The 19,672-nt window shown below is 40.5% G+C and carries 16 protein-coding genes; 8 read left to right on the forward strand and 8 right to left on the reverse strand.

Annotation, left to right across the window (positions count from 1 at the left end; translation table 11 throughout):
- The first annotated feature begins 105 nt into the window (after positions 1-105).
- The 7 genes from DC20_RS14050 (at position 106) to DC20_RS14080 (ending at position 7,735) form a co-directional block, all read left to right on the forward strand.
- Entirely contained in the window at positions 106-918 is an 813-nt protein-coding gene (locus tag DC20_RS14050; RefSeq protein ID WP_062544413.1) for a glycosyltransferase, read from the forward strand.
- 199 nt (positions 919-1,117) lie between these two features.
- Positions 1,118-1,900: a glycosyltransferase gene (locus tag DC20_RS14055; RefSeq protein WP_062544414.1), complete on the forward strand. Its 783-nt coding sequence runs from the start codon at positions 1,118-1,120 to the stop codon at positions 1,898-1,900.
- Positions 1,901-1,956: 56 nt separating this feature from the next.
- Positions 1,957-3,393, forward strand: a complete 1,437-nt coding sequence (locus DC20_RS14060) for an MOP flippase family protein (RefSeq protein ID WP_062544415.1) — start codon at positions 1,957-1,959, stop codon at positions 3,391-3,393.
- Between the two features lie 85 nt (positions 3,394-3,478).
- Complete coding sequence (locus DC20_RS14065) at positions 3,479-4,435, forward strand: hypothetical protein (RefSeq protein ID WP_062544416.1); 957 nt, start codon at positions 3,479-3,481, stop codon at positions 4,433-4,435.
- 89 nt (positions 4,436-4,524) lie between these two features.
- Entirely contained in the window at positions 4,525-5,739 is a 1,215-nt protein-coding gene (locus tag DC20_RS14070; protein WP_062544417.1) for a glycosyltransferase, read from the forward strand.
- Between the two features lie 166 nt (positions 5,740-5,905).
- A complete protein-coding gene (locus DC20_RS14075) occupies positions 5,906-6,829 on the forward strand; it encodes a glycosyltransferase family 8 protein (RefSeq protein ID WP_062544418.1) in 924 nt (307 codons plus the stop codon).
- A gap of 510 nt (positions 6,830-7,339) precedes the next feature.
- Positions 7,340-7,735: a GtrA family protein gene (locus DC20_RS14080; protein ID WP_062544419.1), complete on the forward strand. Its 396-nt coding sequence runs from the start codon at positions 7,340-7,342 to the stop codon at positions 7,733-7,735.
- A 101-nt stretch (positions 7,736-7,836) separates the two neighbouring features.
- On the opposite strand, the gene DC20_RS14085 is transcribed toward DC20_RS14080, so the two are convergent.
- The 8 genes from DC20_RS14085 to DC20_RS14120 form a co-directional block, all read right to left on the reverse strand.
- Positions 7,837-8,037: a hypothetical protein gene (locus DC20_RS14085; RefSeq protein WP_062544420.1), complete on the reverse strand. Its 201-nt coding sequence runs from the start codon at positions 8,035-8,037 to the stop codon at positions 7,837-7,839.
- Positions 8,038-8,195: 158 nt separating this feature from the next.
- Positions 8,196-8,549, reverse strand: coding sequence for a hypothetical protein (locus DC20_RS14090; protein ID WP_062544421.1), 354 nt, complete (start codon positions 8,547-8,549; stop codon positions 8,196-8,198).
- 740 nt (positions 8,550-9,289) lie between these two features.
- Positions 9,290-10,780 (reverse strand): hypothetical protein, encoded by a 1,491-nt coding sequence (locus DC20_RS14095; RefSeq protein ID WP_062544422.1) that lies wholly within the window; start codon positions 10,778-10,780, stop codon positions 9,290-9,292.
- Positions 10,781-10,905: 125 nt separating this feature from the next.
- Positions 10,906-12,396, reverse strand: a complete 1,491-nt coding sequence (locus DC20_RS14100) for a hypothetical protein (protein WP_062544423.1) — start codon at positions 12,394-12,396, stop codon at positions 10,906-10,908.
- A gap of 199 nt (positions 12,397-12,595) precedes the next feature.
- Entirely contained in the window at positions 12,596-13,075 is a 480-nt protein-coding gene (locus DC20_RS14105; protein WP_062544424.1) for a twin-arginine translocation signal domain-containing protein, read from the reverse strand.
- Positions 13,076-13,116: 41 nt separating this feature from the next.
- Positions 13,117-14,553, reverse strand: a complete 1,437-nt coding sequence (locus DC20_RS14110) for a GMC oxidoreductase (protein WP_062544425.1) — start codon at positions 14,551-14,553, stop codon at positions 13,117-13,119.
- Positions 14,554-14,616: 63 nt separating this feature from the next.
- Complete coding sequence (locus DC20_RS14115) at positions 14,617-15,642, reverse strand: UbiA prenyltransferase family protein (protein WP_245652210.1); 1,026 nt, start codon at positions 15,640-15,642, stop codon at positions 14,617-14,619.
- Positions 15,643-16,151: 509 nt separating this feature from the next.
- Positions 16,152-16,865, reverse strand: a complete 714-nt coding sequence (locus tag DC20_RS14120; protein ID WP_062544426.1) for an HAD family hydrolase — start codon at positions 16,863-16,865, stop codon at positions 16,152-16,154.
- 1,270 nt (positions 16,866-18,135) lie between these two features.
- Between DC20_RS14120 and DC20_RS14125 the strand changes: the two genes are divergently transcribed.
- Positions 18,136-19,506, forward strand: coding sequence for a hypothetical protein (locus DC20_RS14125; RefSeq protein WP_245652211.1), 1,371 nt, complete (start codon positions 18,136-18,138; stop codon positions 19,504-19,506).
- Positions 19,507-19,672 lie beyond the last annotated feature (166 nt).

The following is a 19,672-nucleotide window of genomic DNA, read 5'->3' on the forward strand; positions in this document are numbered from 1 at the left end:
TGAAACTGAATAAGGTTGTTTGAAGAAGGAAAGGATGTTTCTGGCGAAATGAAATGAGGAAAGCTTTTGATAATCATCAATGCATTTTTCACATAACACTGAGATATGACTAACACCGAAGCACCCTTTTATTTTCCTGGCGTCACGCTACTGATCACGCACTACAACCGGAGCGGCTCTTTGGAGCGGCTGCTGAGCGCCTGCCGCGAGCGGGGCTGCTCCTTCGACGACATCGTGGTCTCCGACGACGGGAGCAAGCCCGAGCACCTGGGCGCGCTGAAGAGGCTGCAGGGGCAGTACGGCTTCCAGCTGGTGACCACGCCGGTGAACCGGGGCCTGGGCAACAACATCAACAAGGGGCAGGACGCGGTCAAGACGCCCTACACGCTCTACGTGCAGGAGGACTTCGTGCCCACCCCCGCCTTCCCCGGGCACTTCCGCGACGCGCTGGAGATCATGAAGGCTGAGGACAAATGGGACCTGATTACCCTTTATGGTTATTCAGCCTACCCGTACATGAAGCCTTACAAGAAGGGCTTCTCCGAAAAAATCTTCAAGCCATGGCATACCAACCACCTAAAGTTTTATTATTACGGAGATCACCCTCATCTGAGAAGAAGTGACTTCCTGAAAAAATTTGGAAGGTATGTAGAGGGCAAGAATGTAGATGTAACGGAACTCACCATGAGCCTATCCTTCATAAAGAACCAGGGGAGAGGGCTTATGTTCGATCAATACAAGGCCTTGTTTGATCAGGTAAACACAAGCCAGGAGCCCAGTACGGCTACTTACCGACAGAACTGGAGAGAGCGTAAACATGCAGCCGTCCTTTTTATGAGATGGTTGTATTTGAAATACAAATTCTTAAACCTGAACTACAGATTATTACTCACAAACAAGATTGAACATACAGTTTAACTTAGAATTAAAACATCAGATAGAAAAGTTGGTAAGACAGGAGTAGAATTTAGATAAGCCACACATGCTCCAGTATAGAGCATAGATTACGGAAAGATCTACTGGCCTTGTGCGAAGAAAACACTCTTAAACAAACCAAAATTGAGGAAACAGCACCGCTTATACTTACAAGCTTGTTGGTTCCACAAAACACTGAGATATGGCTAACACCGAAGCACCCTTTTATTTTCCTGGCGTCACGCTGCTGATCACGCACTACAACCGGAGCGGCTCTTTGGAGCGGCTGCTGAGCGCCTGCCGCGAGCGGGGCTGCTCCTTCGACGACATCGTGGTCTCCGACGACGGGAGCAAGCCCGAGCACCTGGGCGCGCTGAAGAGGCTGCAGGGGCAGTACGGCTTCCAGCTGGTGACCACGCCGGTGAACCGGGGGCTGGGCAACAACATCAACAAGGGGCAGGACGCGGTCAAGACGCCCTACACGCTCTACGTGCAGGAGGACTTCGTGCCCACCCCCGCCTTCCCCGGGCACTTCCGCGACGCGCTGGAGATCATGAAGGCTGAGGACAAGTGGGACCTGATTGCCTTTTACTCTTATGCCGCTTACCCGTACTTAAGGCCTTACAAGAAGGGATTTTCTGAGAAACTATATAAGCCCTGGTATATCAACTACAAGAAGATATATGCTTACTCAGATCACCCTCATCTAAGGAAAAGCGATTTCCTGAAGAAGTTTGGCAGATATGTGGAGGGAATCAAATCTGATAAAACGGAGTACCTGATGTGTGTGTCTTTCATCAAAAACAAGGGCCAAAGTTTATTCTTCAATGAATACAAAAGCTTGTTTGACCAGGTAAACCCAGAAGATGAGCCAAGTACAGTAACAAGAACCAAGTGGACTCAGAGTAATAATCTTTTTATTGTAGTGGTGAGAGATATTTATAGACAGATAAAATATAATTATGATCTTCACGTGGCAAAATGAGGTCTAAAATAGTTTTATTTCGATATTTGAAAAGTAGTGCAGTAACAGAATTTTAAATGGACAACAAAAAGAAAGCAATAAATGGAGGAAAATGGGTGACTATCTCAACGGTAGTGACAACGTTGTTCCAATTTTTGCAGATTGCCATTCTTGCCAGACTTTTAGATCCTTTAGCTTTTGGTGTAGTTAGTATTAGTACCCTGATTATCAACTTTTTTAACATTTTTGCTAATCTTGGTTTCTCAAATTCTATTATTCATAAACAGGAGAGCGATAGAAATATTCTGTCAACGCTTTATGGGCTAAACATCCTTTTAGGAGTGATTATCTTTCTGGTAATCAACTTTAGTTCATTTTTGGTGGTTGATTTCTATGATGAGCCAAGACTGACCAGTGTGTTGAGGGTATCATCCTTCTATTTCCTGATAGTGTACATTGGACAGATATATTCCATTTTGTTACAAAAGGAATTACTGTTTAAATCAGTAGCAATTGTAGATATAGTAGGAGCCTTGTTTGGCACGTCAGTAACTGTAACCCTCGCCTATAATGGATTTGAGGAGCTTTCCTTGATCTATGGGCAGTTGGTCATGCAGACGGTTAAATCAGTCCTGCAGGTCTATTATGGCCGTAAGTTCTTTCTGCCAGCATTTTATTTCAACATTAAGAAAGTCAAAGACCATTTGATGTTCGGGGTGTATAATGTGGGAGATGGACTCTTTAGCTTTTTTCAAAGTAATCTGGATAACATAGCCATCGGGGGGGTGTTGGGGGTGAAGATGCTAGGGTATTATACCATAGCCTATCAGTTGGCTATATTCCCAATCTCAAGACTTAACCCAATTGTATTGCAGGTGGCTTATCCGGTTATTGCTAAAATGAAGCAGGATGCGGCTGAGCTAAAGAGATCTTATCTTAAGATATTGGATTTGATTAGCTATGTGAACTTCCCTTTGCTAGCGGGCTTGTATATTACCGCTGAAAGTGTTGTTCCATTGATTTACGGGCCAGGCTGGGAACCTACTATCTACTTAATCAAGATCTTTGTTTTTGTAAGTGCTTTCACTTGCCTTAGTCACCCATTGTTTACTTTAGCTTATACAAAAGGAAAACCTAATCTGCTATTTTACCTGAACCTGATCACCTTAGCCGTGAAATTGCCCTTAGTGTATTTTCTAGGTAAATACTGGGGAGTTACAGGAGTTGCATTCGCCTTTTTATTAGCTACGTTCATCAATTTCGCCTTGAATTTTGCTATAGTTCATCACCTGATAGGAAGCTTCCTGATGGATTTTGGTAAAATCATCATAAAGCCTATTGTGTATTGTTCCTTGCTAATCGGGATGGTTTTCCTGTACAAGTCTTTTGTTGGCTATCAGGGTTTAGTAAATACCATTGCTGAGATTGTAATAGGAGGGCTTGTTTATGGTGGCTTAACACTTGCCTTCAAATTGTCCTTTGAAGAATTAAAAGCACTTAAAAAGCTGGTTTAAAACCTATTTAAAAAACAGATTAGATAATACTAGTTGTACTTAACTCTAGGTGCACTAAAGAAAGAGTAGATAAAATTCAATTTTTATGAAAAGGTTAGTCCTTAGATCTTTATATGTGGTTGCCTTGGTGAGATATCCCAAGCTTAGAGATGATCTGCGGTTTTTTATGAGGGATAATTATTTTAGCAGATTAGCCCAAACCAAGTTTTTCTTCAAAGATTATCTTAAAAAAAAGAAGTATAAGGTCATAAAATATCAAGGTGAGTTTGACCAGGAACTAAGGTATGTTTTACCATTCGCCTACTGGCATTTTTTGAATGGTACATTAGATAAAACTATTTCGTCAAAAGACACTAAGGAACTATACTTCTTTAGCGAAAACCATGAGGAAAGATACCAGAAGCGTGTTTGGAATGAAACCTATATGCATTATGATGTGCCAAACATGACCCATAGCTTAACTTTTAGTTACAAAAAGTGGGCGCAGGTACCTTATAAAGCGCACTTCGCCAACAACATCTTCAAGTATGAAAAACCTATTCTGGTAATCGCCAATAAGTATAACATTGAATGGGATCAGCCACCTATCAATTTCCTGGACATCCCAACACTTGATAAGATTGTTTCTAAGTACAAAGACAAGTACCAAATCATCTATAACAGACCTCTGTCAAACCAGATTGTTTTAGACAACAGTGAAGTTCTTGACCTGAATGAATACCCTTGGTTTAAAGAGAAGCATCCTGAGGTCATTTTGATGAATGATCTGTATGAAAAGTACAAAGGTTCAGTGGTGAATAACTTTAATCACCTGCAGTTAATGGTGTATGCAAACTCAAACCGGTTTGTCTCTATTCACGGAGGAACTGCTATTCTTGCTTCCTATTTTGGTGGTACGAATATTATTTTATCAGATCCTAATTGGGGAATGGAGTATCCCTTTAAAGAGTATTCAACCATAATGCCTAGGCTATCTGGTGCTAAAATCCTACATGCTAAAAATAAGGGTGAGGTTTTGGAGCATGTTTTTAACAACTATTAATCTGAAGGTAACTCTTTTAGTTTGATTGGTCTCAGGATAGTTTTAGTTGGTTAAGCAGATACAGCAGTGTCTATTAAATTTTACTTTACATGAGCAGGAATTACGATATTATACTGGTTAGTACGTCGCGTTGGGATAATCCTTATTCTTCTGTTGGTTTTAGTTTTGCTAAGGAATTCTCTAAAAAGAACCGTGTATTTTATATTGATCACCCTATTTCCATAAAGGAGTTTGTGTCTGAGTACTCTAATGGAGACATGATCAAGTCCCGTAAACCTGCTTTGTTGTATGGTAAAAATAAGTACCGCAAAATCGAAGGTACTTCCGATAACTTAACCGTTGTTACTCCTAAATTAACATTGCCAATTAACTGGCTAAATGAGGGAGTGGTATATAACTACCTTTCTAAACTAAATGATAAGATTGTCAATTCCACTATCAGGGAACTGGTAAAAGATTATAACATAAAGGATTATGTTTTTTTCAATTCCTATGATCCTTTCTTCTTTGTGAATATTCCTGAAGATATCAAACCAAAGGTAAAAGTCTATCAAACAATTGATGACATCAGCCAGGAAACCTACATTGCTAGACATGGTATTCGTTTGGAAAAGGAACAGGCTTCCGGGGCTGATGTGACCTTGGCAACATCACGGGAACTAAGCAGATTGATGTCTAAATACTCAAACAAAGTGTACTGTGTACCAAACGCAGCTGATTTTTCACTGTTTCAACGGGCTGTAAGTGAAAAGCTTGATAGACCAAAAGAATTAGTGGGTATAGATAAAAAGATTATCACCTATACCGGTAATATTGGCACTAGAATCAATTACGCTTTGCTGAAACAAGTTGCCTTAACTTATCCAGAGAACGTGCTGTTGATGGTAGGACCTACCAGTACCGAAGACTACAAAAAAGTAGGACTGGAAAAACTGCCCAACGTTATTTTTACGGGAGCAAAAGACATCAATGATTTACCTGCATACCTGCAGTACAGTAATTGTTTGCTTATTCCTTTTGAATACAGTTTATTGACCAAAAGCATCTACCCCCTCAAAGTCAATGAATACTTAACCTCAGGTAAACCGGTTGTTTCTACTGCTTTTTCTGATGACATAAAAGACTTTGCCGATGTTGCCTACATAGCAGAGAATGAAACCCAATTTGTATCTCTGGTTGGTCTGGCACTTCAGGAAGATACCGATGAATTAATCCGAAAACGGATAAGTAAAGCCTTGACCAATACTTGGGAAGCAAGAGTTAACCAATTCTGGAATATCATAGAAGAAGTAGAAGCAACTTAAACTCAATTATAACTCAATTAATTTTTCAAATATTACAGCACATGTATTAAGTATATTTTATAATATAAAGTATTTATTATATTTAATATTAATTTGAACTAACTATACTGTTCATTCTTTTTTACCCTTTTTCATAAATCTATAAACAAACTTTACGCTTATACATATGGATGCAGCAAATACAATCACAATGGTGTGTGTGTGTGATGATCATTACTTTGTTCATTTAGCTGCTTTGATAAAATCTGTAGAGGTAAACCATGCAACGGAAGAAAAGCTGGTCTTCTATATTGTAGAAGATGCCGTTTCTGAGTTAAGTAAGAGAAGACTCTTAGATTCCATCAATCACGAAGTAACCACTCTAAACTTCGTTAAAATGGAGGAATGTACTCCAGATGATTTTAAGCTCCCGGTAGATGGCAGTTCCTATCCTCTTAATATATATATGCGGCTTTTCATTCCTTATTTTCTGCCGCAAAACATTGAAAGAGTTATCTACCTGGATGTAGATATGGTGCTTCAGGAAGATATAAGTGTTCTCTGGAAACAAGACTTGAAGGGGCTCACCGTTGCTGCCGTCCAAGATCCATGGGTACGAATCGTGAGCAAATGGGGCGGAATAGAGAACTACAAGGAGTTTGGTTTGCAGGAGGATACAAAGTACTTCAATACTGGCCTACTGATAATGAACTTAGAGCAATGGCGAGAAGATAATATCACTGCAAAAGTAATAAAGTGTATTAACTCAAATAAAGAACATGCTCACTTCCCTGACCAATATGGATTGAATGTGGTTCTGGCAAACAAATGGCTTGAGCTAAATGCATTGTGGAATTGCTTTGCATATCATGAAGGAGATGAACCTTACCTGATTCATTTTACTGGCCGAAAACCTATTTATAAGTCTTATTACTTTAGAGAAGATTATAAAAGTACCTTTTATAAGTACCTGCAATTAACCCAATGGTCTGACTTTAAGCCAATAGGGGAGACTAAACGGTATTTGAAGAAGATAAATAACTTTTTAAGTAAATTCAATAAAATAAAAAAGGTGAATAAAATGGTTTATTTATTTTCATTCTTTTCTTAAGTGTGTGTTTTCTGTTTTGTTTACTTGAATGGATAGTTTTTTAAAGGTGCAAATTTATAAATCCGGTATTTAATGCCCTTTTAAATAATCTGTACTGTTTGTAAATGCGCATTGTAGTTTTTTTTAAAAAGGCTTGATTAATCAAAATTGCCTTATATTTTATGTCTATCTCTCCAGATAAATGTAAATGCAGTTTTAATCTGCTTTTCTAAAAAGTTGATTGAAATGGAGGGTTTTTTGGAAAACAAGGTAAAACAAATTGCTCCTATTCACTTAGAGTACCTAGATGGACTTAGGGCGCTAGTAGCTCTCTATATGTTGAACTAACCCAAGCCGCTGTAGAACTGGAATTAGGATGATAGGCTAGATGTTAAATTTTCATTTAGAGCTACTCAATCAAGTGGGTTTCTAGCATACTATCTTCATAAGTGATTAAAGCTCTTAGGTGAATTCATTTTGTTGTAGTGAGCGTTACCTGCAATTTATAGTGTACTTAAAGTATTTATTTATTTGAAAACGTTCAATCCTAAGAGGTTTTTTGAAGTAGGTCGTTTCGTGCTTGTTGGTGGGGTATGCGCTGGTTTTGATTTTGCCTGTTATGCCATCCTTGTTGACTACATGCATATCAACTACCTGGCAGCTAATATTATCTCAACTACACTGGCGATCATATTGAATTACTTCATGTCTAAGAAGTGGGTCTTCAACACAAGTAAATATTCATTTAAATATGAGTTTGTGTCTTTCGTCATACTTTCTTTGATTGGTTTACTTCTTAACCTGGGGTTAATTATCGTATTTGTGGAGCGTTTACACTTAGATCCATTAATAGGAAAGTTGCTGGCTATTGGTTTGGTTGCGGTCTTCAACTTCGTTTCTAAGAAGAAAATAGTCTTCGGAGGGTAAGCACTAAGTTTAAGTAGTACCTCCAAAAGAGAAAGCCTAGGGGAATAGATAATTACCTGGGCTTTCTCTTTTGGAGGTACTTTCAGAATAGTAGCCTTCTACTATTCCTGGTCACCCTTATCTATCTGGTTGTTTTGGGCCTTACTTAAATCTATAGTAGAAATAAGTTTCTGAGATAGTCTGTTTTCATTTGCTTGAATAGGCCCCATGACCTTTAGGAAATCTCTAACATTAGAATCAGCTAGTATTTTATCTACGATCAGATCAGCTCCGTATTTTGTTACATGGTGTTTGTCTGCCATGTACGGTTCGTTTTTGGACACAGAGGGGGAAAGACTTTGAATTGATTACGTTAAAGTATGAAGAGCCCGAATTTTGTTTTAGGAAGTCATCCACTTCATAGGCTAAACTCTCTAGATAAAAGTTGCTGGCTTTGATTGATTTTCAAAATCCTTAGCTGTTATGGTATGGAACGGTGTAGTGCTCGGTCTGGCTTATTATTATGACGGGTATCTTGTAGTTTCTTTAAATATCTGATTGTCTCCTGTAGTCCGTAAAGAACACTGTCCTGTGTCATTCTAGAAGTTTCGTCCTGCATTCCGCCCAGAATAACTCTGTCTATTTTAGAAGCGTTTTTCGGAATGAAATCAAACAAGGTGTATTCCATCACTCCCCTCAAATTTGTTTTCTTGTGCTGGTAATCCTTCGAGGTCGGGAATGTTCCCTCAGCAGTGGCCTGTAGGAGGTTGATGTCCTCTTTTTGTATGCCGCTCCCATAAAGATTGTAAGAGATGGCCCATATGGCTATCTCCAATGAGCAGAATGTTCTTTTTACCTTCTATTATGCAAAGGCAATTCTCTTTTTTTGAATTCCTCTACTTCGCTAATAAAGCAGATGCCTTTGTTATACTGTTGCGCTATTTCTTCCTTATGGGTTGCTTCATAATTGGCAATCCCTAGGGTTAAAATTTTGTCAGAAAACCTTGTTCAGCATCACTAAAGTAAATAGGTAAGAGAAGGTAAAAATACCACCCGACTGATAGAGATCAGATATGGGCAATAGCATTTGCTTCTTAGGAAGGAGCAAAATATGAGTTGGAAGTCTGCCAATATAAGGTATTCGAAAGAATAGGATGCTTCCAGCGGCGTTCCTTTGGTTCATCTTGTAACCCTTTGGGAGATAAATAAAAAAACAGCTACGGAAAATGCCAGAACAAGAAATAGCAGCGCGGGTAACTATTCTTTTTAATCTTTTGTCAAAGTAGTCTCTAAATGAGAAATCATTTTTTCAAGGGAATTGGTGATGATCCTGCTCATCAGATAACCAGAGATCACAAAGAAAATGTCCACTCCGGCACCCCCCTGATAAGACTTCCACCTTGTAATGGTAAAACAGCACACCAGTGTTATGGTGCTATTGGTTATTATAACAAGTAAAATCAAATGTAGTAGCTTGTTCTATATTGATATGTAAATAAATGACAAAGAGTAAAGCGTTACAAGGAAGGTGTCAGTAGACTATCTTCCCTTGTAACGCTTTACTCTTTCTTCCTGTTAGTGCGTACAGCGTTGTTCGCCTGCCTTATAGAAGTGTCTAAAATCCATGACCTTGTCTAAGACGTAAGAGCCTGAAAACAACTCGTCATTGTATTTAGCTTTGCTCAATTCAAATGTTTTCTTTTCACCATTCCGAATGTAGGTGACATTAGCGGGCAGGTTCTTTTTCACATGTTTTCTGAATTGGAAGAAGACAAGCATTTTACCTTCCTGTGCCATCCTATTTAAATAAGGATCAGAAGAAGAAACCACTTCCACTACGTCTTTCTGATAGTCAAAGATCTGGGTACTGGCAGGTACTATGAAGTGATTCGTAACACCACCCTCTGTACGCAGGTTGGAAAACATAGCGTAAGAAGACTCTGTCTTTAGTCCCAGGTAAGGACATAGCCCGTTTAAAAACACCAGAATAGGGATAATCAATAAGGAGTAATGCGCGTAGGTAAACGTTTTCTCCTCTTTATCATCGTCTCTCGCTCTCATTGATAAGATGAAAACAATGATGAAAGAAACGCTGTAGGCTGTCCAGATAACGTGACGGAAATAGTCGTCAAACTTTTTCGTGTAGATGTTGATTAAAACTAGCGCGAACAAGATGGAGAGCGAGAAAAGAGCAAAGTTGACCACATTGAATTTGAGCAACTGGTTCTTGATCCCTTTTTTACGTTGCAGGGTCTTTTTATAGACGGAGTAGATCTTATTGCTAAAACTGTTGCTGGTGAATAGGAAATAGAGAGCCATAATGCTGGCCGAGAAATCATAAAAACCATTCAACGGATTATAGGCAAGTACCCAATGGAAGAGTAGCCCAAGTAAAATCCCCCAGTACCTGGTTTTTCTGAAACAGATGAGAAGGGGAATCAATGCTTCAACCGCTATGGTCGCATAAATGTTGAGTGTCAACAGCGTCTTGCTGGAAGGCAGGAAATTATAATAACTGTTCTGCAGCATCAGGAACTCCACCGCGCAGCTGGCTTCGGCATTGAAAAAGCCGGAATTAAGTTTATGGAAAACGGCAAAGAAATAAACGGCTATTACCATGATCTTCGCCAACGGTGCAAACGTCTCCAACAACTCTACCTTGTCAATGTAGAAGCTCTTGCGCTTAAGGATCAGGTACACGTAAGACTGGATGATTGTTAGGTTCACACACGCAGCCAAAACCCAGTGATTTGGGGTCTTGGGCATGTCAGTGGCAGCCTGATAAATCTGCAGCGAAATGAAGATCAGCAGCCTTACAGTGGAAGATGGCTTAACCATAAGACCAATAGCCGATGCGGTGAGCAGGAAATAGGTCAGGTTAATAGAGAAGCCATGAAAGTTGGCCATGTGGAAGATAGAGGAGATGGCCCACAGACAGCAGAAGATTTTATACTTAAGTTGGGAAGAGGCATACTTCTCGGGTGAGGCAGACTCATTAAGGAAACTGTAGTAGTTTATTCCCTGAGCCGTGAACGCCTGCTTAAAGGAGAGTAAAGGAATGCTCATGGTGCATCAGATTTTGATAGTGCTTTAAGTATAAATGGGTTTGGAAAACAGGTAAGTAGTGACGGAAGAGCGAGCCCTGTTTAGAGCCTTTTTTATAAAAGCCGGGTAAAGCCTTTACTTCTTTATCAATGGCTGCAAGGAGGCTCACCTGAAGGGTGGAATGCCCTGAATTCCATCGTTTTGTCTAGTAGGTAGGAACTTTGCAGTAGTTCATGTGTGTGTGCAGCTTTGCTCAATTCAAAAGTTTGCTTCACTCCGTTCCGGATGTAAGTGACATTTGCAGGCAGGTTCTTTCTCACATGCTTACGGAAGTGCAGGAACACGAGCATCTTTCCTTCCTGAGCTACCTCTTGTAGAAATGGATCAGAGGAGGAGACTACTTGCACCACATCTTTCTGGTAGTCAAAAATCTGGGTGCTGACAGGTACTATAAAGTGGTTTGTAATACCACCCTCGGTACGCAGGTTGGAGAACATGGCGTAAGAAGACTCCGTCTTCAGCCCCAAATAAGGGCTGAGCCCGTTCAGGAACACCAGCACAGGAAAGAGTAGCAAGGAGTAATGGGCAAAAGTGAAGGTGCGGGTATTATCACTTTTTTCTTTCTTCCTCATGGAAAGCACGAAGACAATAATGAACGTCAAACTATATGCTGTCCAGAGTACATGGCGGAAATAATCCTGGAAGGCTCTGGTGTAGACATTGATTAAAAATAGCACGAACAGAATGGAAAGTGAAAAGACCGCAAAGTTTACGATGTTGAACTGCAACAAACGTTTCTTCAGAGCAGACTTACGCTGAATGGTTTTCAGGTAAAGGGTGTGAATCTTATTGCTGAAGCTATTACTGGTGAATAGGAAATAGAGCGCAAAAACAGTGGATGAGAAGTCGTAGAAGCCATTCAATGGGTTGTAGGCAAGTACCAAATGGAACAACAAGCCTAAAAGAATACCTGCATACCTTGTTTTGCGGAAGCAAATCAATAGGGGAATGAGCGTCTCCACCACAAGAGTGAAGTATATATTAAGCGTCAGCAGCGTTTTGCTGGAAGGCAAAAAGTTGTAATAGTTGTTTTGCAACATCAGGAACTCCACCGCACAGCTGTTTTCCGTGTTAAAGAATCCGGCGTTTAGTTTGTGGAAAACGGCAAAGAAATAGAGGGCAATCAGCTCCATTCTCACAAGAGGAGCGAAGGTCTCCAGCAACTCCACCTTGTCAATGTAGAAGCTTTTGCGCTTGATGATCAGGTACACGTAAGACTGCAGGATTGTGAGATTCACGAACGTGTATAGAATCCAGTGATTACTAACCCTAGGCATGTCAGTGGCGGCCTGGTACATCTGCAGCGAAATAAAAATCAGCAGCCTGACAGTAGAGGAGGGTTTGGCCATGAGGCCAATGGCCGAGGCGGTAAGCAAAAAGAAGGTCAGGTTGATAGAGAAGCCGTTGAAATTGGCCATGTGGAAGATGGAGGCGATGGCCCACAGGCAACAGAAGATCTTGTATTTGAGCTGGGAAGAGGCGTACTTCTCGGGCGAGGTAGTCTCGTTGAGGAAGCTGTAGTAGTTAATGCCCTGAGCGGTGAATGCTTGTTTAAAGGAAAGTAGAGGAATGCTCATGGTATCAATTTTTGTTTCTCAATAAAGTTTTATGTGCCACTTTGCCCGGCAGCTGGGTTTCCACTCGATAAGCTTTTGAATTTAGGTTGCCTAAGGGCTTGCAGCTTTTGCCGTTCAGCCTTTAGGCAACCATGAATTTGATATTTGATAGAATGTTCTTTAGTATATGTTAGGCTATAGTTGATATATGATTGCTTCTTTAAGTTGAAACCTGAGGATAGTAAAAAGATGAAAATGGGTTGGCGCAAGGCCTCTTGTAAGGTGTGTAAACCCCCATGTATTTCACCGTTTTAGTTTCATCCATTTTGTTCATGAAAAAGTCAGTGGAGAGCAGGTAGTCCTGCACCATTTTAGTGACCATTTCTGATTTCTGAATGTTCAGGTCTAAGAAATAAATAGACTTTAAGTTAATCTGAGCTCTTAAACTGTCTTTGACATAGTGGTTCTGGAAGTAATTCTGCACAAACTGCTCCACTCCCTTTTTGTCTAGCTTCAGGTATTTAAGTTCATCCAGAATGATTCCAACAGCTGCATCCTGGTTTGAGGTATACACATACCCCAGGCTAGGAAGCGTGATCAGGGCAGCTCCGGCAAGGCCTGTCAACTTCAAAAAGGACCTTCTGTTCATATTGCCCTTCTTTTTCTTATCCTCTGTAGGCGAGTCTTTCAGCTGTGTCATAGTAGGGTTCTGTTTCTGACCTGTTTTTGGTAAAACACTCCTTAAAAGCTTTTATCAGCGGCGTGCAACGACAACGCAGATAAGGTAAGCGTTGGATTAGCGGGAGTGTAGGTGGTAAAGCTTCCACTGCCCAGCACAAACAGGTTGCGGTACTGGTGATGAATCAAACGGCTGTCAATAACTCCTTCGGTTGCAGTTTTGCTCATCCTGGTAGAGCCAAGAATATGGGCCTCAGATTCATAAGGTTCCGCGAACTCAATTTTCTCCACTGGTAAACAAGACAAGATGCCGGGCAGCTTTGCTTTCATGTTTTCAATGCCTCTCATGGCATACTCTGAGTGGCCCTTAAAGTGAATGGCAGGCTTGGTTCTGTCAGCGGTTGTTGCCACATAATTATGTGCCTGGGGCAAATCCTCAAAAACTAACCTGAAATTGACTATATGGCGCCATTTGCCTCGTTCCATCCTGAAATAAGGAGCATTGTTGGATTCCATCAGGCAGGCGGCGAAGTCTTTCCGGTGATCTCCGTCATATAACATGTAGCCATTGGCGCTTACCCAAGTGCTGCCTCCTACATTTTCTAAATTGTCAAGGTAAACAGAAGCTTGTAAGCCAATCTGTTCTCCTATGCCTTTCCCGGTGAAAGGATTGGAGTCTCCAGAATTCAGTAGGATGTTGGCGTTGAACAAGGCGTTAGTACCCAAGGCAATTACCTCGGCGGCCACGTGGTGTTCCTTGCCATCTTTCAGGAAGTTGGCCTTGCGGGCTACATTTCCCTCTAGGTCTAAACTATACACCTGGGCTCCATAGAGTAACTCTACCCTAGGGTCATCATACACCCCTATGCCTGAGTTTTCAATGGTAAACTTGGCATCTACGGGGCAAACATGGCAGACTGTACTGGCGCAGCAGACACCTCTTCCTTTTACCGGAGCGCTGGCCCGGGCCGTAGGCTGGCTGATGTATAAGTTGCCGTATTCCTTATGCAGAATCTTGTCTACCGTGGTAAAGGTATGCGGAGGTAGGGGGTAAGATGCATTTTTTGGGAAAGGAGTCGCTGCCGGTCCTGCAATAGACATCAACTCTTCTACCTGTGCATAGTAAGGGTCAAGATCATCGTATTGTATCGGCCAATCGTTTCCGATGCCGTACAAAGTTTTCATCTTGAAATCAGAGGGCATGAATCGGGGAGTACAGCCATACCAGCAGTTTGAACTGCCGCCAAAGCCTTGTGAAAAAACCCAGCCTTTCTTTTCGTTGTGGTTTTCAAAAGTATCTTTTGAGGCGGGATTAAGCTTGGAAAAGGGAGTTTCTTCCCCTCGCATCTCTTTCACCCGTTCAGCGTGAGCATAAAAATGGCCTTTCTCTAAAACAAGAACCTTTGCTTTAGGAGAAGCTTTGCTCAAGTACTTATGCAGGAAAAAAGTTGATGCGAAACCAGTGCCTATTACCACCAGATCATAAGACGTATGCTTCATTACCAAGAGTAAATGTTAGGGCTGTACTCCACCGAGTGACAATTCATCTGTTAATTTTCAGTTCTAGAAAGACTGTTTCAGGAACCAGTTCAATGCCGGTATGTCTATGTACACTAGGGCCATCAGCAGAGCGGTAAATAATACCACATACAGCATGAAAGCAGTTTCTTTATGCAGTTTCTCAGGTCCCTGCACTACTGAATCTTTGCGCAAGCCTATTTTCAAATACCAGGCAAACAACAAAGCAAAGAATGGGAAGCTAATCAAAAGCTCTATTTTGTTTTTGATCAGGAAAATACCCAGGAAGAAAGCAGAGGTAAGGGCGTAGAAGAACATTGAAATAAGGAGGTTGTTCTCTGTGTACTTCTTGAATGATTTGCGGTACAAACCGGCAAGCTCAGGGTTGTTGATATAACGGTACTCCGCAAACCGTTTGGTGGCCATTAAGAAAGCGCCACCCATCCAGTAAGCCAGGATGATACTGCTTGGCGGGATGAACGCCCAGGCCGGATCTAAAAGGCTGGCGGGGAGCAAAGCGGCAGGAACAAAGATAAACCAGCCTAGCGCAAGTCTGATTGGGTTGTTTACAGACTCAGATAAAACATCTAAGTATACCCGCTCTTTGGTGCGGAATGGTCTTACATTGTACATAATGCCCATGAAGAGCAAAAATGCCTCTAAGGCAAGAAACTGCATAGAGATGAAATAGGAAAGACCAAGGCCCAGAGCTGCTAATGCAAAGTACTCAATGGCGACATAGGCCGGGCTCAATACGGTTACTACCGCAGATCTCTTCTTTTTCTCTGGATGAAACCGATCAAATTCAGCATCCAGGTACTCATTAATGGTGTAGTTAGCAGAAGCAATAAGGCAAGTGCTGGCTATACCTACTAAAATTCTGAATAATAAAGTAAAGTCCAGGGTTGTGTCATACACTAGAAAGGCGAACAGCATGCCCGGAAGCATGAAAATGTTTTTAAACCAATGGTCTGGTCGGGCAATGGCCACATACTCTTTAAAACCAGCTGGTCTGAGCACTACCTCCTGATTAGGTGGTTCGGGATACGTAACGGTTGGGTTCATTGGCATATTACTTTGTGGAAAGGTTCAATTGATTAATGAGGTTGGTTGAGTAAATTAAGTTTAAAACATTCAAAACAAACTATAGTATATCATATCTAAGCGTTTAATAGGGTTCAAAATCGTGCCAGTGTTATATTTTTTATGTGATTATTATTAAAACAATATAAAAATATGGTTTATAGTATAAAAAGGTATACCAACGGTGTTGTAGTTGAATGGTGATGTAAGAGAAAAGTGATAAGTTTTCCCAAAATGAATCTAAATATCCCAATCTGAATTGTGGGTTACTCTGGAATTTGTGGGGGGTGAGCGCAAGCCAGAGTTTTTTTATTTGTTTTAAATCAGGAATACTGCCCAACTGGAAATGAAGGATAGTAAGGTGGAACAATAAATTGAGAGGATTGAGTGGGCCTGTACTAAAGCAAGCATCTTTTTCTGATCAAACTTTTGCCAGGATAATCCTTTAAGCTTTGATGGTTAGAATTCAAATAACCCCACCAGGTGTTAAAAGAGAGTTACCCAACAGGTTGTGGCGTAGGTGTCTTGTTCTTTACAAGTTGTTGTGTCAGAATATTATAGAAGTCGAAATCTTTGAAAGGTTTTTTGTCTACTATCAAATAGGGCATATTTGCTTGAATAGCGCATTGGCCGTCTAATTCTTGCCTGTCCCCAATAAACAAACACTCTTCAGGCTGCACCTTCAGTTTCTCAGTTATGTAAAACAGACCTCTAGGGTTAGGCTTTAGATTATCTACTTCCTTATCTGTGGAACTAACAATAATATCAGCCTGCAAGCCCATTGCTTTTAATTTGTCAACTGCCTTATAATCAGAGTAGATCCCTATTTTGATGTTCTTTTGTTTTAAAGCTTCAAAGAAGGTTTTCACTCCAGGATACATAGTGCCTGTAAGGTATTTGTTAGGATAGTTGAACATCCAGTAATCTACCACCTTTTTTATTCTGGGAATGGGGAAGTTACCTTTGCTGGCGCACCATTCGTACTGGGCATCCTCTAAGTTTTTGCAAGGGATGCCAGACTTCTTTTCGCGTTCGGCTCTAAAATGGTGTAAGATTAAAAGGTCTTTCCAAGACCAAGGCCTTAAGGCATAATGACTTAGTAGAGAGAATAACATTTTTTTTCTTAATGGAGATTGGGTATATAAGGTCCCATCTACATCAAAAATCACCACTTTGATTTTGTTCCAGTTTAAGTTGTAGCCTTGATTCATAGTCTATTATAGAAGGTTGTTTGTCTGTTTCATTAAAGCTTACACTAAGCTAACTATTAGGTGCACCGTTTTGTAAATGCTTGATCAGCTCTACTTCACATATATTTTACAGTGCATACCTTCTAGTGGGAAATGTCAATACCGTCTTCAATTAAAAAGAAGATTTATATTTTGACAGTATTTTCTACAATTCAGCTCTAAAACGCAAAATGAAGTTTCTGGTTGGTTTAATTAAGTGTAGAAAAAGAAGATTTATGAGGCTTCTTTTTGTAAGCAGTTATGATTCAATTTGATATCTATAATGTGATACCTTGTCAAAGGTTAGTTGTGATAAGCTGCGAAAGGCAGGCTTGGCAGTCCACAACTGTTTATTCCTGTTCTAACCTGCGGAGAGGTAACTAGAGACGGTATTTCAAACTAAAAGCTTCTAAAAGAGCCTGTTGTTAACAATAATCTGCCTTTTTAATAAATATTTTAATAAATATTTTAATAAATAACTTCTCCTTTGTTGACCAGCTTACTTGATTTCTCTATCTAATAGGGGACATCAAGAGTGCGCTCTTGAAACCTTGCTCCAAGCTCCTTCCTCTCTAAGTCAAAAATAAAAGTTGGTTTTTAGCCGAATTAGGCCCTTTTCGACTAAAAGTTTTTAGCTCCTAATAATTCCTTCAGCACATATATATAGTAAGAAAGATGCATGAAAAACCAAAGTAAGTTATATCGCGTAGAAGCATAGTTCAAAACTAAACTATATTTTGTAAGGAATTTATATTATATATAAAAATATTGGTATCGTTTTTGTGTATTGTTGTCCGATTGTAAATGTTTAAGGAATGCGGACGGACACCAGAAGTTTTAAGGTAAAATTTTTGCAGTTCCCCATTCTTACTTTTTGTACCCTAACAGCTTGAAAAGCCATCTTGTAAGATGAGCCTTTTTGAAAAAGAACCACCCCTAATGTATGCAAGTATATTATAAAGCTGCTCCTGTATTAGTTGAAAAAGAATTGAAGGCTCCCGCTCCTGCTTATAAGGCAAGACTTGGATGGGAGACGGTAGCATGGTTGTTTATAGGATTAGGGGTATTTGTAAGGCTTTTCCATTTTTTTGATAACAGATCACTGTGGCTGGATGAGATTTATCTTGCTTCTAGTTTGGTGAAAATGGATTTGTTTAAGCTTACTTTTTCTTCTCTTGAGTATGAGCAGAAAGCGCCAATAGGTTTTTTATGGATGTGCAAGTTTGCTGTGTTTCTTTTTGGGAATGGTGAAATGGCGCTGAGATTATTCCCGCTCTTTTGTGGCATTCTGGCTCTATTCGCATTTTTACCTGTTGCCCGGCACTTTTTGCGACCTTTGGGTGTAAGTGTTGCCCTTGGTATTCTGGCGTTGGCACCTCCCTTAGTTTACCACTCCGTAGAGATTAAGCAGTATAGTGCTGAGTTACTGGCTACTGTGCTTTGTTTGTTGTGGTATACCTGGTTCAATAAAAAAGAATCTTATTCAGCTTTGGTTGCATGGGGAGTTCTGGGGGCGGTCATTATCTGGTTTTCTTTTACTTCAATCTTTGTTTTAGCGGGCATGGCGATGGGTGCTGGCCTTTACCACCTCCTGAAAAAAGAGTGGTCTACTGTATTTAAGTTGGCTATTCCGTTCGGGCTGTGGTTTGTCAGCTTTGTGGTCAACTACTTTCTGTTTACGCAAAAGCATGCCGACTCAGAATGGCTTCTCCACTTTTTCAGAATAAGAGGCTCTTTTATGCCTTTCCCGGCTACTTCTTTTGAAGAGCTGATATGGCCAATTCAGCGTGCAGGAACCAGGCTTCTAGATTACCCGCTTGGTTTGTTATGGGATGTTTCTGCCATTCCAAGCGACGTTTTGCAGTTCTTTTTAAGACGGCCGGTATTTGCCATTATCTCTACTCTCGTTGGTTTCGTCCTTCTTTTTAAAAGAGACAAGAAGTTTTTAATGACGTTGGTGTTCTCTTACGTGCTGGTATTGATAGCTTCAGCTCTTGAAATGTATCCTGTTTATGAAAGATTGACGGTTTTCCTGGCTCCCTTGCTCATTATGATTGTTGCGGTAGGGTGCGAACGTATTGCCCTTCAATTCTGGACAGTGAGCAAAGGGCTGTCATTTGCAGTGGCCATGTTGTTGGTAGCCGCTCCATTTTGGGCCTCGGCAAAACAGATTGTAAATCCTGGTGAATTTGGAGGGTACAAGAAAGCTTATTATAGAGAGGCGCTTCTACAAATTGAAAATAACTACCAGGAAGGCGACCAGGTATACGTTTACTGGAATATGCTGGCCCCATACCATTTCTATAAAGACACTTATTACTTGCCCTATGACGCCATTGAAGGAAGTGACTTCAGAGCCGTTTCTAGCAATGCGCCAGATTATCTAAACAAGCTAGGTTCAGAATTGAATGGACTTAAAAAGAACAAAAGGGTTTGGTTGTTCTACAGTAAAAAGCTGAGCATGAACATCGGGGACTTTGATAAAAAGCCTGTTTGGTACATCAATGAGGTTCTTGGAGGGAAAGACATGCACAAGAAGTTTTCCGAAATGGGTAAGGAGGTTTATACCTATGACACCCATGATTTGAAAGTAAGCTTATTTGAAATGAAGCCTTCAGAATAGCTTTTGTTTATCTTCTGTTTTAGCCAAAAGAGCTCAATAAGCTTTACTTCATTTTAAAGGCGGTCTCCGGAAAACAGGTGTAAAACATATAGAATGTTCCTTGTGATTGACCTACTGGTTGATGATAGACTTATTGTAAAAACAAGCATTCAGTAAGGATTACATA

The sequence above is a fragment of the Rufibacter tibetensis genome (genome assembly GCF_001310085.1).
Classification (GTDB): domain Bacteria; phylum Bacteroidota; class Bacteroidia; order Cytophagales; family Hymenobacteraceae; genus Nibribacter; species Nibribacter tibetensis.

Excerpts from the sequence above, each read along its gene's own strand:
- DC20_RS14085 (WP_062544420.1), bottom strand. The coding sequence starts at position 8,037 with ATGGCAGACAAACACCATGTAACAAAATACGGAGCTGATCTGATCGTA.
- DC20_RS14055 (WP_062544414.1), top strand. The coding sequence starts at position 1,118 with ATGGCTAACACCGAAGCACCCTTTTATTTTCCTGGCGTCACGCTGCTG.
- DC20_RS14110 (WP_062544425.1), bottom strand. The coding sequence starts at position 14,553 with ATGAAGCATACGTCTTATGATCTGGTGGTAATAGGCACTGGTTTCGCA.
- DC20_RS14105 (WP_062544424.1), bottom strand. The coding sequence starts at position 13,075 with ATGACACAGCTGAAAGACTCGCCTACAGAGGATAAGAAAAAGAAGGGC.
- DC20_RS14065 (WP_062544416.1), top strand. The coding sequence starts at position 3,479 with ATGAAAAGGTTAGTCCTTAGATCTTTATATGTGGTTGCCTTGGTGAGA.
- DC20_RS14100 (WP_062544423.1), bottom strand. The coding sequence starts at position 12,396 with ATGAGCATTCCTCTACTTTCCTTTAAACAAGCATTCACCGCTCAGGGC.
- DC20_RS14070 (WP_062544417.1), top strand. The coding sequence starts at position 4,525 with ATGAGCAGGAATTACGATATTATACTGGTTAGTACGTCGCGTTGGGAT.
- DC20_RS14060 (WP_062544415.1), top strand. The coding sequence starts at position 1,957 with ATGGACAACAAAAAGAAAGCAATAAATGGAGGAAAATGGGTGACTATC.
- DC20_RS14095 (WP_062544422.1), bottom strand. The coding sequence starts at position 10,780 with ATGAGCATTCCTTTACTCTCCTTTAAGCAGGCGTTCACGGCTCAGGGA.
- DC20_RS14075 (WP_062544418.1), top strand. The coding sequence starts at position 5,906 with ATGGATGCAGCAAATACAATCACAATGGTGTGTGTGTGTGATGATCAT.
- DC20_RS14125 (WP_245652211.1), top strand. The coding sequence starts at position 18,136 with ATGGCGCTGAGATTATTCCCGCTCTTTTGTGGCATTCTGGCTCTATTC.
- DC20_RS14050 (WP_062544413.1), top strand. The coding sequence starts at position 106 with ATGACTAACACCGAAGCACCCTTTTATTTTCCTGGCGTCACGCTACTG.
- DC20_RS14115 (WP_245652210.1), bottom strand. The coding sequence starts at position 15,642 with ATGCCAATGAACCCAACCGTTACGTATCCCGAACCACCTAATCAGGAG.
- DC20_RS14120 (WP_062544426.1), bottom strand. The coding sequence starts at position 16,865 with ATGAATCAAGGCTACAACTTAAACTGGAACAAAATCAAAGTGGTGATT.